The organism is Amycolatopsis sp. NPDC051061, from assembly GCF_040682935.1.
In the GTDB taxonomy this organism is placed as follows: Bacteria; Actinomycetota; Actinomycetes; order Mycobacteriales; family Pseudonocardiaceae; genus Amycolatopsis.
In genome coordinates, this window is sequence record NZ_JBFBBZ010000008.1 from 225078 (window position 1) to 238127 (window position 13050).

General features: G+C 71.5%; 14 protein-coding genes. 5 read left to right on the forward strand and 9 right to left on the reverse strand.

The features are described from left to right. Window positions 1–29 precede the first annotated feature (29 nt). The gene (locus AB0N03_RS13710) at window positions 30–908 is read right to left on the reverse strand and encodes a LysR family transcriptional regulator (protein ID WP_364370185.1); all 879 of its coding nucleotides are present in this window, start codon (window positions 906–908) and stop codon (window positions 30–32) included. A gap of 87 nt (window positions 909–995) precedes the next feature. On the opposite strand from AB0N03_RS13710, the gene AB0N03_RS13715 reads away from it, so the two are divergent. Beyond that, window positions 996–2273 carry an FAD-binding oxidoreductase gene (locus AB0N03_RS13715; protein ID WP_364370187.1) on the forward strand — a complete coding sequence of 426 codons (1278 nt, stop codon included), beginning with the start codon at window positions 996–998 and terminating at the stop codon, window positions 2271–2273. A gap of 45 nt (window positions 2274–2318) precedes the next feature. On the opposite strand, the gene AB0N03_RS13720 is transcribed toward AB0N03_RS13715, so the two are convergent. Then, the gene (locus tag AB0N03_RS13720; RefSeq protein ID WP_364370190.1) at window positions 2319–2741 is read right to left on the reverse strand and encodes a nitroreductase family deazaflavin-dependent oxidoreductase; all 423 of its coding nucleotides are present in this window, start codon (window positions 2739–2741) and stop codon (window positions 2319–2321) included. A 104-nt stretch (window positions 2742–2845) separates the two neighbouring features. Here AB0N03_RS13720 and AB0N03_RS13725 point away from each other — a divergent pair, with 104 nt between their 5' ends. Next, window positions 2846–3310, forward strand: coding sequence for a MarR family winged helix-turn-helix transcriptional regulator (locus AB0N03_RS13725; protein WP_364370191.1), 465 nt, complete (start codon window positions 2846–2848; stop codon window positions 3308–3310). 73 nt (window positions 3311–3383) lie between these two features. On the opposite strand, the gene AB0N03_RS13730 is transcribed toward AB0N03_RS13725, so the two are convergent. The 3 genes from AB0N03_RS13730 to AB0N03_RS13740 are packed head-to-tail and all read right to left on the reverse strand — an operon-like array spanning window position 3384 to window position 5173. Then, window positions 3384–3743 (reverse strand): PLDc N-terminal domain-containing protein, encoded by a 360-nt coding sequence (locus tag AB0N03_RS13730; RefSeq protein WP_364370194.1) that lies wholly within the window; start codon window positions 3741–3743, stop codon window positions 3384–3386. Window positions 3744–3803: 60 nt separating this feature from the next. After that, entirely contained in the window at window positions 3804–4454 is a 651-nt protein-coding gene (locus tag AB0N03_RS13735; protein ID WP_364370197.1) for a hypothetical protein, read from the reverse strand. 44 nt (window positions 4455–4498) lie between these two features. Continuing rightward, window positions 4499–5173, reverse strand: a complete 675-nt coding sequence (locus AB0N03_RS13740; protein WP_364370200.1) for a GNAT family N-acetyltransferase — start codon at window positions 5171–5173, stop codon at window positions 4499–4501. Window positions 5174–5357: 184 nt separating this feature from the next. Here AB0N03_RS13740 and AB0N03_RS13745 point away from each other — a divergent pair, with 184 nt between their 5' ends. Beyond that, window positions 5358–6212 carry a PaaX family transcriptional regulator C-terminal domain-containing protein gene (locus AB0N03_RS13745; RefSeq protein WP_364370203.1) on the forward strand — a complete coding sequence of 285 codons (855 nt, stop codon included), beginning with the start codon at window positions 5358–5360 and terminating at the stop codon, window positions 6210–6212. Here the strand turns inward: AB0N03_RS13745 and AB0N03_RS13750 are convergent. Continuing rightward, a complete protein-coding gene (locus tag AB0N03_RS13750) occupies window positions 6199–6594 on the reverse strand; it encodes a RidA family protein (RefSeq protein ID WP_364370205.1) in 396 nt (131 codons plus the stop codon). The two genes, AB0N03_RS13745 and AB0N03_RS13750, sit on opposite strands and share 14 nt — an antisense overlap. A 67-nt stretch (window positions 6595–6661) precedes the next feature. Here AB0N03_RS13750 and AB0N03_RS13755 point away from each other — a divergent pair, with 67 nt between their 5' ends. Then, window positions 6662–9004: a bifunctional salicylyl-CoA 5-hydroxylase/oxidoreductase gene (locus AB0N03_RS13755; protein WP_364370208.1), complete on the forward strand. Its 2343-nt coding sequence runs from the start codon at window positions 6662–6664 to the stop codon at window positions 9002–9004. Further along, window positions 9001–10167, forward strand: a complete 1167-nt coding sequence (locus tag AB0N03_RS13760) for an acyl-CoA dehydrogenase family protein (RefSeq protein ID WP_364370211.1) — start codon at window positions 9001–9003, stop codon at window positions 10165–10167. Before AB0N03_RS13755 ends, AB0N03_RS13760 begins: the two co-directional genes overlap by 4 nt. On the opposite strand, the gene AB0N03_RS13765 is transcribed toward AB0N03_RS13760, so the two are convergent. From AB0N03_RS13765 to AB0N03_RS13775, 3 genes are all read right to left on the reverse strand, one after another. Next, window positions 10112–10738 carry a DUF2306 domain-containing protein gene (locus tag AB0N03_RS13765; protein ID WP_364370350.1) on the reverse strand — a complete coding sequence of 209 codons (627 nt, stop codon included), beginning with the start codon at window positions 10736–10738 and terminating at the stop codon, window positions 10112–10114. The two genes, AB0N03_RS13760 and AB0N03_RS13765, sit on opposite strands and share 56 nt — an antisense overlap. A 65-nt stretch (window positions 10739–10803) precedes the next feature. Then, window positions 10804–11517 (reverse strand): DUF2306 domain-containing protein, encoded by a 714-nt coding sequence (locus AB0N03_RS13770; RefSeq protein WP_364370214.1) that lies wholly within the window; start codon window positions 11515–11517, stop codon window positions 10804–10806. 125 nt (window positions 11518–11642) lie between these two features. Then, a complete protein-coding gene (locus AB0N03_RS13775; RefSeq protein WP_364370217.1) occupies window positions 11643–13046 on the reverse strand; it encodes a GH1 family beta-glucosidase in 1404 nt (467 codons plus the stop codon). Window positions 13047–13050 lie beyond the last annotated feature (4 nt).

Consider the following 13050-nt stretch of genomic DNA (forward strand, 5'->3'; position numbering starts at 1 on the left):
CTCCAGGGAACGACACTGTTGACGACGTGTCAAGAGCGGTAGTTGCTTCCGGCGAACGCGATCAGCGCCCGCGCCGCCGGGCTCAGCGGCCCGTCGGTACGCCAAGCCAGCGCCAGCACGCCCCGCAGCCCGGGCCCGGCGATCGTCACCACCCGCAGCTCCGCCTCGTGGTAGCGGCCCAGCGACTCCGGCACCACCGCCACCCCGAGCCCCCGCGTCGCGAGCTGCACCAGGACGTTCGGGTCGGCCGCCTCGAACGCGATCCGCGGCGTCAGCCCCTCGCGCGCGAACGCGGCGTCCAACGCCGTGCGCAGGCCCGTTCCCTTCGGCAGTGCCATCAGCGGCAGCCCGGCCAGGTCCGCGATCACCACCTCCGCGCGGCCGGTCAGGAAACCCGAAGTCACCGCCACGAACGGCTCGTCGATCAGCACCTGCGTCGCGATGCCGGGCGGCGGGTCCGTCGACAGGCCGACCACCGCCAGGTCGAGCCGGCCTTCGCGCAGGGCCGCCAGCATCGTGTCCGAGTTGGCCTCGGACAGCGTGATCTCGACCGCCGGGTAGCGCTCGTGGAAGCGGGCGAGCAGGTCCGGCAGCTTCACCGGGCCCGCCGACGTCACCGCGCCGATCGCGACCTGGCCGCGGACCAGCCCGGCCAGCTCGTCGACGGCTTCGCGCACCCCCTTCACCGCCGCGAGCGCGGCCCGCGCGTGCGGCAACGCGGCGGCGCCGACATCGGTGAGCCGGACCGTGCGGCCCGACCGGTCCAGCAGCTCCTGCCCCAGCTCGCGCTCGAGTCGTTTCACCTGCGCGCTCACCCCGGGCTGGGCGACGTGCAGCCGTTCCGCCGCGCGCGTGAAGTTGCCCTCCTCGGCGACCGCGACGAAGTACGCGAGCTGGTGCAGTTCCATAAGCACTGATTCTAGTTGGTAGAAAAACCAGATCTTGGACTTCTGATCCTCGCGGCCCGAAGCTGGAAACAACGAAAGGAGCCAAAAATGTTCACCCTTCGCCCTGGTCAGAACGGTTACGCCGAGGAGATCGCCGGCTTCCAGACGTCCGTCGCCACGAAGCCCGCGGTGGTCGTCGCCGCCGAGACCGCCGACGACGTCGTCGCTGCCGTGAAGTACGCCGCCGAGCACGACCTGGCCGTCTCCGTGCAGGCCACCGGGCACGGCCTGACCGCCGGCACCGACGGCCTGCTGATCAGCACGCGCCGCATGACCGGCGTCGAAATCGACGCCGGCGCGAAGACCGCGCGGGTCGGCGCCGGCGTCCGCTGGGGCGCGGTGATCGAGGCAGCGGCGAAGCACGGGCTGGCGCCGCTGAGCGGCTCGTCGCCTGACGTCGGCGTCGTCGGCTACACACTGAGCGGCGGCTTCGGGCTGATGGCGCGGCGGTTCGGCCGCGCGGCCGACCGGGTGCGCGCGATCGACGTCGTCACCGCCGACGGCGAACCGCGGAAGGTGACACCGGGGGACGACCTGTTCTGGGCTCTCCTCGGCGGGCGCGCCGGCTTCGGCGTCGTGACGGCGCTGGAGTTCGGCCTGGTCCCGGTGACCGAGCTGTACGGCGGCGGGCTGTACTTCGACGCCGCGGACCTGCCGGCGGTGCTGCGCGCGTGGCGGACGTGGGCGATGACCGCGCCCGACGAGCTGACGACGTCGATCGCCGTGGTCGCACTGCCCGGCCTGCCGTTCCTGCCCGAGCCGATCCGCGGGAAGCACGTCGCGAACGTCCGGATCGCGTACCTGGGCGACGGCGGCGACGAGCTCGTCGCGCCGCTGCGGGCCGCCGCGCCGGTGCTGCTGGACACGCTGAAGCGGTTGCCGTACACGGATTCCGGGTCGATCGCGAGCGATCCGCCGCACCCGCACCCGTACCACGGGACGAACGCGACGGTGGAGGTGCTCAACGACGGGATGCTGACGTCGATCCTCGAGCACGCCGGTCCGGGCGCGCCGGTGGAGACGGTGCTGATCATCGACCGTCTCGGCGGCGAGCTGGCGCGCCGGGCAGGCGACGGCGTCGGCTGGGACTCGGCGGCGGAATTCGTGGTGCGGGCGCTGTCGGTGGTCGAGGACGGCGTCGAGCCGATCCGCCGCGCGCACGCGAAGCTGTTCGACGCGCTGGCGCCGTGGTCGACGGGCCGGCTGCTGCCGTTCCTCTACGGCGAGCACTCGGCCGCGGAGCTGGCGGCGGCCTTCCCGGCCGGGGACGTCGCCCGGCTGAAGCAACTCAAGGCGAAGTACGACCCGGCGGGGCGGCTGGGGTGAGCCGGATCCGCCGGCCGGGCGAAAATCGGCCGGCGGATCGGGACGTCAGCGTTCGAAGACGACGATCGGGATGAGCCGCGTGGTCTTCGTCTCGTACTCGGCGAAGCCCTCGGCGTGCGCGACCATGCCCGCGTAGAGGCGGTCGCGCTCGGCGCGGTCCTCGATCACGGTGGCCGTGGCCTCGAACTTCTCGGTGCCGACCTCGATGGTGACCTTCGGGTTGGCGACGAGGTTGTGGAACCAGGCCGGGTTCTTCGGCGCGCCGCCCATGGACGCGGCGACGACGAGCTTGTCGCCGTCCGAGGTGTAGACCAGCGGCGACAGGCGCTCCTGCCCGCTCTTCGCGCCGATCGTGGTGAGGAGGAGCACGTTCTTGCCTTCGAAGTAGCCGCTGACCTTGCCTTCGTTGGTCCGGAACTCTTCGACGACCTGGTTGTTGAAGTCGTTCATGTCGGCTGGCGCTGTCATGGATTCCCCTGTTCTGGCCGGTACGCTCGTTCGTGGCCCGAGGTACGCTCGGAGACCAGAGAAGCGTTTGCTTTGCAAACAAAGCTACCGACGGGAGGCAGGCGGTGTCAACGGAGGCCGGGTTGAGTCTCGAGGACGGCGTCCGCCGGCTTCTGCTGTTGATGCCGCGGCTGGTCGGCCGCGCGAAGCGGACACCGGTCCCCGACGAGCTGAACGGCTGCGCGCTCGCGCCGCGGCATCTGTCATTGCTGTCGATCCTCTTGTTCGACGGCCCGATGACGGTCACCGAGCTGGCCGGCCGCCTGGAGGTCGCCCCGACGACGGCGAGCCTGATGGTCGGCGACCTGAGTCGCCAGGGCGTGCTGAACCGCGAGGAGGACCCGGCGGATCGCCGCCGCACGATCGTGAGCATCACGCCGGAACGCCGCCCGGCGGTGGACGCGTGGCTGGCGCGCGGCGCGCAGGCGTGGAGCAACGCGCTGGCGCCGCTGACGCCGGCCGAGCGCCGGCTGGTGATCTCGACGCTGGAGGCCTACGAGCACGGCACCTGCGAGGGCCCCGGCTGCTAGCTCCCCCGCAACGACATGAACGACCCTTTCATGTCGTCGGACGACATGAACGAGTCGTTCATGACATCGAGGATCAGTCCTCGGAGTTCTTCTCCCGGGCCAGCTTCCGCTGCGCCTCCGCACGCTCCCGGCACTTGCGCAGGAACTCGTCGTCGTCGTCCGCGCTGCCGGCCGCGAACCGGCCCGGGCGGTCGTACTCCGGGTACGCCGGGGCGTTCCGCTCGTACGGGCCGCGCGCCCGCGCCGCCTGCTGCGGCCGCCCCGCGACCAGCCAGATGATCGACCCCACCAGCGGCACCACCAGCACGAGGAGCAGCCACAGCAACTTCGGCAGGTTGCGACAGGACGACTCGTCCGTCGTGATCACGTCGACCAGGCAGAAGATCCACAACCCGAACGTGACGATGCCGAGCAGACCATCGAAATACAGCACTATCCGCGCCTTCCCCCAAGAAGATGAACGCGGTAAGTAGTAGCAGAACCCGGCGGCGGTTCAGCCGCGGGTCACCCGCAGCACGCCGGTCGCGAGCGCGATCGCGTGCGCCGGCCCCGGGCACTCGCGCTGGCCCGCCCCGAACGGTGTCCCGGCCAGCGGTACCAAGACGTCCTCGCCGTACACGCGGCGCCGGGTGTGCGGCACCGGCGGATCCGCGCGCAGCACTTCCGCCACCGCCTCCTCGGGCGGCTTTCCCGCCCGCACCAACGGAACCGCGTTGCCGATCAGTCCGGCGGTGGCTTCGCAGGCCTGGATCAGCAGGCCGATCCGCGCGGCGACGAGTTCGTCAGTGGTCCCACCGCACGCCGTGACCAGCCGTCCCAGCGCCGCTTCGGCTTCCGCGGACGGCGTCACGTGCGGGTGGTAGGCGGCCGCGACCGCCACGACGTCCGACGCCACCACCGGCAGGCCCAGCTCTCCCGCCAGCACTCCGACGACGACCAGGCGGAAGTCGCCGCCGGCCTTCTCGAATGCCTTGCGCTGCAACACCTCCGGATCGACATCAGCCAGGAGGTCGACGGCCAGCGACCGACGCCGGGCGTGGTCGGGACCATTGCTGAAGCGGGCGACCGAAGCCCGCAACCAGGCGACACTTCCCGGAACGACGTCAGTGGGCACCGGGGGAACCGGGGCGGAAAGCGAAGTCATGCGGCGACGTTAACCACGGGAAACGTCGGCGACGGCCGAAGCTTTTACAGGAGCGACGCCGGGAACCACGTCGCCTGTGGACCGCCGCAGCGCGTGGTCCGCGGGACGGCGTGCTGGAACCACCACGCCTCGGTGACGCGGCCGTCCGGCAGCCGGTACGTCGGCGGCCCGGCGACGCGGGTGAGCCCCGCGGCCTGCAGCGAGCGCGCGCTCGCGACGTTGCCGACCTCGGCGCCGGCCCGCACCCGGGGCAGGCCGAGGTGCTCGTGCGCCAGGGTCAGCCCGGCCGCGAAGAGGATCCGGCCGTTGCCGCGGCCGCGGTAGTCCGGCGCGAGGTAGCCGCCGGTCTCCGGGCCGCCGTCCTCACCGGTGTGCACGCTCACCAGCCCGACGCACCGGTTGGCCTCGACGTCGATCATCACCAGGTCGATCGACTGCGGATCGGGCGACACCCAGTCCGGGCCGGTGCCGGGCACGACGCGCAGCGCGTCCGCGCGGGCGCCCCGGGCGACGATCGAGTCGCGCTGCCAGCCGAGCCAGCGCTGGGCGGCCGGATCGGAGCCGCAGGCGACCGCGGCGGCGTACTCCCACGCGGTCGGCGTCCGGAACAGGAACCGCCCGCCGCGCAGCACGTGGCCCTGCCGGTCGCAGGTCCGCTTGGTCATCAGACGGCCGCGGCGGGTGAGCCGGTCGAAGATCCCCTTGGTGGCTGGCAGCATCGCGGCGAAATCGTAGCGGAGCGATCCGGCGCGGGAGGCGTTCTCGGGCACCCCGCCGGTCACCGGCCCCGGCGGCCTCGCCCGGCAGTGAGAAGCCGCTCCGCTGACCAGCGGATGCACGCCCGGGCACTCCCCGGCCCAAAACGTGTCTCCCAGGTCGCCCCGTGTTCGTTATTGTGGCCCGATGACGGCCGTACCCGAGGCAACCGAACTGGACGGCTCCGGCCGGGTGGCGCAGCCTCGCCAGCTCATCGTGACGGTGTACGGCCTCTATTCGCGCACCGAGGGCGGCTGGCTCTCGGTCGCTTCCCTCATCGACCTGCTGGCCGCCGTCGGCGTCGACGAGCCCGCTGTGCGCTCGTCGATCTCGCGGCTGAAGCGGCGCGGGATCCTCGAAGCGGTGCGTCGCGGCACCACGGCCGGCTACGAACTTTCGAACGACGCGCGCGAGATCCTGCGCGAGGGGGACGAGCGGATCTTCCGCCGCGGGCGCGCGACCGCCGCCGACGGCTGGCTGCTCGCGGTGTTCTCGGTGCCGGAGACCGAGCGGCACAAGCGCCACCTCCTGCGCACCCAGCTCGCCCGGATGGGCTTCGGCACCGCCGCTTCCGGCGTCTGGATCGCCCCGGCGCACCTGCACGCCGCGACCGCCGAGGCGCTGACCCGGCTCGGCCTGGCCGGGTACGCCGACCTGTTCCGCGCCGATCACCTGGCCTTCGGGGACGTCCGGGCGAAGGTCCGCGACTGGTGGGACCTCGACCGGCTCGACGAGCTGTACACGACGTTCCTCGACGAGCACGGCCCCGCGCTGCGCCGCTGGCAGCGTCGCAAGTCCGTGGCCGGCGAAGAGGCCTTCGCCGACTACGTCCGCGTGCTGACCGGCTGGCGGCGGATGCCCTACCTCGACCCCGGCCTGCCCGCGGAGTTCCTGCCCCGCGACTGGTCGGGGATCCGCGCGGCCGACCTGTTCTTCGAGCTGCACGCGCAGCTGGAGAACCCGGCCCGCGCGTACGTCGCGAAGTCGATCAGCTTCGGCTGACGACCGCGAAGCCCTGCACCTCGACGAGGGCCTCTTCGTCCCAGAGCCGGTCGACGCCGATGCCGGCCATCGCCGGGTACTCCGCGCCCGCGAGCCGCCGCCAGACCGCGCCGATCTCGCGCGCGTGGGTCCGGTAGTCGGCCATGTCGACGATGTAGATCGTCACGCTGCACAAATCCGATGGGGAACCGCCCGCCGCGCGCAGCGACGTCAGCAGGTTGCCGAGCGCGCGTTCGAACTGCTCGACGACGCCGTCGCCGACGATCTTGTTCGACGCGTCGAGCGCCGTCTGCCCGGCGAGGAAGACGACGCGGCCTTCGGCCACCACCGCGTGCGAGAACCCGGACGGCTTGCCGAGCTCCGGCGGGTTGATGCGTTCCATGCCGGAAACCGTACGCCATCTCTCGCCTTATTGACGGTCGTAGAGGTGACGACATACCCTGGACCGCGTGCGTATCGCGGTCATCGGTGGCGGCCCGGCGGGTCTGTACTTCGCCGCGCTGGCCAAACAGCTCGGTCCCGGACACGAAATCACCGTCTGGGAGCGCAACGCGCCGGACGACACGTTCGGCTTCGGCGTCGTGTTCTCCGACGAGACGCTCGGCGGCATCGAGCACGCCGACGCCGCGGTGCACGACGCGATGCGCGCGGAGTTCGCCCGCTGGGACGACATCGACGTCCACTACCGCGACACGGTCACCACCTCGGGCGGCCACGGTTTCGCCGCGATGAGCCGCAAGCGGCTGCTCGGCATCCTCCAGCACCGCTGCGCCGAACTCGGCGTCGAGCTGCGCTTCCGCGAAGAGGCGCCGGCCGAGCTGTCGGGCTACGACCTGGTCATCGCCGCCGACGGCGTCAACTCCGCGGTGCGGGCCCGGTACGCCGAGACCTTCCGGCCGAGCGTCGAGACCCGCCGGTGCCACTACATCTGGCTCGGCACGGACCTGGTGTTCGACGCCTTCAAGTTCTACGTCCTCGATACGCCGGCCGGGATCATGCAAGTCCACGGCTACCCCTACGGCCGCGACGGCAGCACGTTCATCCTCGAGGTGCACGACGAGGTGTGGCAGCGCGCGTTCGGCCCGATCGCGGCGACGTCGCTGCCGCCGGGCGAGAGCGACGAGAAGTCCATCGCGCTGATCCGCGAGCTGTGCGCCGACGTCCTGGGCGACCACCGCGTCATGGCGAACAACTCGAAGTGGGTCACCTTCGGCACCGTGCGCTGCGAGACGTGGGTGCACGACAACGTCGTCCTCCTCGGCGACGCCGCGCACACCGCCCACTTCTCGATCGGCTCCGGCACGAAGCTGGCGATGGAGGACGCGCTCGCCCTGGCCGCCTGCCTGCACGAAAACGAAGGTGTCACCGAGGCGCTCAAGGCGTACGAGCTCGAACGGCGCCCGGTTGTCCAGTCGACGCAGCGCGCGGCGCAGGCGAGCCTGGAGTGGTTCGAGAACATCGCGCAGTACGCCCACCAGGACCCGCCGCAGTTCGCGTTCAACATCCTCACGCGCAGCCGCCGGGTCACCTACGACAACCTCCGCCTGCGCGATCCGGAGTTCGCGACCGAGCTGGACCACTGGTTCGCGACGTCGCTCGGCACGACGTCGCGGCCGCCGATGTTCCAGCCGTTCCGGCTCGGCGAGCTGGAGCTGCCCAACCGGGTCGTGGTGTCCCCGATGGACATGTACTCCGCGGCCGACGGCGTGCCCGGCGACTTCCATCTGGTGCACCTGGGCAGCAAGGCCCTCGGCGGCGCGGGGCTGGTGATGACCGAGATGGTCTGCGTTTCCCCCGAAGGCCGGATCACGCCCGGCTGCGGCGGGTTGTACACCGCGGAGCAGGAAGCGGCGTGGAAGCGGGTCGTCGACTTCGTGCACGCGCAGTCCCCGGCGCGGATCGGTGTCCAGTTGGGACACTCCGGGCGCAAGGGCTCCACGAAGCTCATGTGGGAAGGCATCGACGAACCACTGCCCGAGGACAACTGGGAAGTCTGCGGTCCGTCCGCGCTGGCGTACTCCGACCGTAACCAGGTCCCACGTGAACTGTCCACTTCGGACATGGCGGCGATCCGCGACGAGTTCGTCGCCTGCGCTCACGCGGCCGCTCGCGCCGGGTTCGACGTCCTCGAACTGCACTGCGCGCACGGCTACCTGCTGTCGTCCTTCCTCTCACCGCTCACCAACCAGCGGTGTGACGACTACGGCGGCTCACTGGAAAACCGGCTGCGGTACCCGCTCGAAGTCTTCGACGCGGTGCGGGCCGCCTGGCCCGCCGAGCGGCCGATGACCGTCCGCATCTCGGCGACCGACTGGGCGGACGGCGGCATCGGCGCCGACGACGCGGTCGAGATCGCCCGCGCCTTCGCCGAACACGGCGCGGCGGGCATCGACGTCTCGACCGGCCAGGTCGTCTGCGACGAGCAGCCGCAGTACGGCCGCAGCTACCAGACGCCGTACGCCGACCGGATCCGCAACGAGATCGGCGAGGAGTACGGCATCGCGGTGATCGCGGTCGGTGCGATTTCCTCCTACGATGACGTCAATTCGCTGATCCTGGCGGGCCGCGCGGACCTCTGCGCCCTCGGCCGCACGCACCTCTACGATCCACAGTGGACGCTGCACGCGGCGGCCGAGCAGGGCTACCCGATGCCGTGGCCCCAGCCGTTCGCGGCGGGCAACCGGAAGCCTCAGTCGGGCCGCACCGACGGCCCGGAGCCGCGGCTGGACCTCGTCCGCTCCGGGCCGACCGGCACCGCCCACGCCCGCTGGCGACCGGGAGCTTCCTCATGACTTTCACCCTCGATCCCGACCAGCGGGCCTTCGCCGCCGAAGTCCGGCGGCTGGCCGAGGACCGGCTGCGCCCGCTCGCCGAGTCCGGTGTGGAGGGTGCGGTGAACCGCCCGCTGCTCAAGGAAATGGGCGCGCTCGGTCTGCTCGCGCGGCTCTTCCCCGGGGTCGCCGAAGGGAAGCCGTCGCGCCAGGCGGCCGCGACGGACCTGTGCATCCTGCGGGAGAACCTCGCCACGGTGAACACCGAGGCCGAGACGGCGCTGGCGTTGCAGGGCCTGGGAAGCTACCCCCTCCTCCAGTCCGGACAGGACGAACAGGTCGCGAAGTGGCTGCCCGCGGTGGCGGCCGGGGACGCGGTGGCGGCGTTCGCCCTGACCGAGCCGGACGCCGGCTCCGACGCGGCGGCGTTGTCCCTGTCCGCGGAGCCCGACGGCGACGGCTGGCGCCTGACCGGCGAGAAGATGTGGATCTCGAACGCACCGGAAGCCGACTTCTACACGGTGTTCGCGCGCACGACTCAAGGCGCGGGCTCGCGCGGGGTCAGCGCGTTCGTCGTCCCCGCCGACCGGCCGGGGCTGGGCGGCGAGCACCTCGACCTGGTGAGCCCGCACCCGATCGGCACGGTCACGTTCGACGGTGTCGAGGTCCGGCGCGAGGAGCTGCTCGGCGAGGAGAACCGCGGCTTCGCGGTGGCGATGCGGACGCTGGACCTGTTCCGCCCGAGCGTCGGCGCGTTCGCGGTCGGGATGGCGCAGGCGGCGCTCGACGCCACTGTGGACTACACCGGTCAGCGGGAAGCCTTTGGTGGGCCCCTGATCAAGCAACAGGCGGTGGCGCACGCGCTCGCCGAGATGGCCACGAAGACGGAAGCCGCCCGGCTACTGGTCTACGCGGCCGCGGGCGCGTACGACGCGGGCGAGCAGAACCTCGGCGGCCGCGCGGCGATGGCGAAGCTGTTCGCCACGGAAGCCGCGCAGTTCGTCGTCGACTCCGCGGTCCAGCTGCACGGTGCCCGCGCCTTGCGCCGCGGGCACCTGCTCGAACACCTCTACCGCGAGGTCCGGGCCCCGCGCATCTACGAAGGCGCGTCGGAGATCCAACGGACGATCATCGCGCGGTGGCTGGCTTCTTCGCGGGCCGACGGTCCAGCCACCACTGGCTGAGCAGCAGCAGGGTGAGCACGCTCATCGTGCCGGCCAACGTCGAGGCGGCCTGGAAGAGCATGGCCTGGTCGGGGTAGTGCGGGCCGAGGGCGATGAACGCGATCGGCGCGTAAACCCGGCTGAGCAAGGTGTTCATGGTCATCGCGAAGCTGCGGATCATCCACCGCCGGTGGTCGGCGTACCGGCGCTGCCGGGTCGCGCGGAAGCCGGCGATGGTGAACCCGAGCCACAGCAGCGCCGCGACGACGTTCAGCACCCCGGCCGCCGGGCCGAACGGGCTGAACAGGGCGATGCTCAACGCCATCAGCGCGGACGGGATCGCGCCGCCGAAGACGTAGACGCGGCCGATGCGGCGGTGGGCGACCGGGTGCGTGCGCCGCAGCCACGGCCAGACCTGCAGGATGACGCCGACGATGGCGATCGTGCCGAAGAGGATGTGCCCGACGAGGAACCAGTAGTGCGCGGCGAACCCCGGCGGCGCGGGGACGCGGGACTGGGCGGGGTCCAGCGTGAGGTAGGGCGGCACCGAGTAGGCGAGGAAAGCGGCGACCAGCAGCGCCAGCGGCGCGATCCACGGCCGCCGCCACCACGTCTTACCCGATCTCGCGGCAGGCGGGGCCGCCGTCCCGGTGGCCGTCACCGCGCACCAGCCGGCTTCTTCGCGGGCCGCCGCTCCAGGATCAGCTGGCTGACGATCAGCGCGAACGCCAGCCCACCCCAGGAGGACAGCGCGCCGATGCTCTGGCCATAGGCGAGTTCACTGCCGCCGAAGGTGGTCGGGATCTGCGGTTCGAGCACGATCATCGCGATCGGCGAGATCACCCGGTTGACGATGATCGAGAAGGTCAGCATCACGCTGCGGATCATCCACTTGCGGTGGTCGCCGAAGCGCCGCTCGCGCACCGCCCGCCAGCCGGCGATGGTGCACCCGATCCACAGGATCGCGCCGAGCACGTCGCTGACGCGGGTCACCGGGCCGAACGGGCTCTGCGACCCGATCGTCAAGGCCATCAGCCCCGACGGCAGCACGCCGGCGAAGACGTACGCGCGGCCGGTGTAGCGGTGGATCACCGGGTGGGTCCGGCGCAGCCACGGCCAGATCTGCAGGACCGCGCCGATCATCGCGATCGAGCCGAAGATGACGTGGCCGACGAGGAACCAATAGTGCGCCGGGAACCCGTCGGGCTGCGGCACCCGCGACCGCGCCGGGTCGAGGGCCAGGTACGGCGGCAGCGAGAAGGAGAGGAAGGCGAGCACGAGCAGCGCGAGCGGACCGATCCACGGCCGTCGCCACCAGGCCTTCGGCACCGTCGTACGCGGGTTCGGCCTGACCTCGGTCCGGACCGCCATGGTTCCCCCTGTCCGTCGTTCGGGATCTTGCCCGTCCGACGCTAGGGGTGTTCAGGGGTGGCGAACCATGGTGCGCACCACCGACGCGGGGGTGGGGCTCGCCCCACCCCCGATCGTGTGACGGGTCAGCTGCCGCGGACCCGCCGCACGGTGTCGCGGTAGAAGTAGCCGCTCTGCTTGATCGTGCGCGCTTGCGTCTCGTAGTCCACGCGGATCAGGCCGAACCGCTTCGCGTACCCGTAGGCCCACTCGAAGTTGTCCAAAAGGGACCAGGCGAAGTACCCCCGGACGTCGGCGCCCGCGTTGCGCGCCGCCGCCACGGCCGCGATGTGCGAGGCCAGGTAGGCCGTGCGCTGCTCGTCGCGGACGAAGCCCGACGAGTCCGGGTCGTCGTCGAACGCCGAGCCGTTCTCCGTGATGTACATCGGCAGGCCCGGGTAGTCGCGGCCCAGCCGGGTCAGCAGCTCGGTGAACTTGTCCGGCAGGATCTCCCAGCCCATCGCCGTCGTCGGTTCGCCGAACGGGACCGTCCGGGAGGCCGGGACGCCGTCGTCGTCGACCGCGCGGCCGGTCTCGTCCACGCCCGAGAACTGCTGGCCGAAGTAGTAGTTGACGCCCAGGAAGTCCAGCGGCGTCGAGATCACGTCGAGGTCGCCGTCCTGGATCGGCAGCTTCACCTCGCGGGAAGCCAGGTCGTCCACCACGTCCGTCGGGTACCGCCCGTGCACCAGCGGGTCCAGGTAGATCCGGACGCCGAGGCCGTCGGCCTGCCGCGCCGCGCGGACGTCCTCCGGGGAGTCCGTCGCCGGGTCGGCCGTGCACATGTTCAGCGTGATGCCGAACTCCGTGTCGGCCGGCGCGGCTTCGCGCATCCGCTGGGTCGCGAGACCGTGGCCGAGCAGCAGGTGGTGCACGGCGTGCAGCCCCGCCGCGTAGTCACGCCGCCCCGGCGCCATCACGCCGTGGACGTACCCGTGCATCGCCGAGCACCACGGCTCGTTCAGCGTCGTCCAGTGGCGCACCCGGTCCTTGAGCCGGTCGAACACCAGCATCGCGTAGTCCGCGAACCGGTACGCCGTGTCGCGCGCCGGCCAGCCGCCCGCGTCCTCCAGCTCCTGCGGCAGGTCCCAGTGGTACAGCGTCAGCCACGGCGCGATGCCCTTGCCGAGCGTCTCGTCGACCAGCCGGTCGTAGAAGCCGATGCCCGCTTCGTTGACGCTGCCGCGCCCGCGCGGCTGGACCCGGGGCCACGCCACGGAAAACCGGTAGGTGTCCGCGCCGAGCTCGTCGACCAGCCCGATGTCCGCCGGCATCCGGTGGTAGTGGTCGCACGCCACTTCGCCGGTGTCGTTGTTGTCGATCGCCCACGGAACCTGGCAGAAAGTGTCCCAAATGGACGGAGTGCGCCCGTCTTCCGCGACCGCGCCTTCGATCTGGTACGCGGCGGTGGCCACACCCCAGCGGAAGTCCGGCGGCAGCGTGTCGATCAGCGCCTGCTGTTCGGCGGTCGCGGCTGTGGTCTCGGTCAAGGCG

Coding starts and splice junctions, on each gene's coding strand:
- AB0N03_RS13735 (WP_364370197.1), bottom strand. CDS start 4,454: ATGACTTCGCTTTCCGCCCCGGTTCCCCCGGTGCCCACTGACGTCGTT.
- AB0N03_RS13715 (WP_364370187.1), top strand. CDS start 996: ATGTTCACCCTTCGCCCTGGTCAGAACGGTTACGCCGAGGAGATCGCC.
- AB0N03_RS13760 (WP_364370211.1), top strand. CDS start 9,001: ATGACTTTCACCCTCGATCCCGACCAGCGGGCCTTCGCCGCCGAAGTC.
- AB0N03_RS13720 (WP_364370190.1), bottom strand. CDS start 2,741: ATGACAGCGCCAGCCGACATGAACGACTTCAACAACCAGGTCGTCGAA.
- AB0N03_RS13770 (WP_364370214.1), bottom strand. CDS start 11,517: ATGGCGGTCCGGACCGAGGTCAGGCCGAACCCGCGTACGACGGTGCCG.
- AB0N03_RS13745 (WP_364370203.1), top strand. CDS start 5,358: ATGACGGCCGTACCCGAGGCAACCGAACTGGACGGCTCCGGCCGGGTG.
- AB0N03_RS13710 (WP_364370185.1), bottom strand. CDS start 908: ATGGAACTGCACCAGCTCGCGTACTTCGTCGCGGTCGCCGAGGAGGGC.
- AB0N03_RS13750 (WP_364370205.1), bottom strand. CDS start 6,594: ATGGAACGCATCAACCCGCCGGAGCTCGGCAAGCCGTCCGGGTTCTCG.
- AB0N03_RS13740 (WP_364370200.1), bottom strand. CDS start 5,173: ATGCTGCCAGCCACCAAGGGGATCTTCGACCGGCTCACCCGCCGCGGC.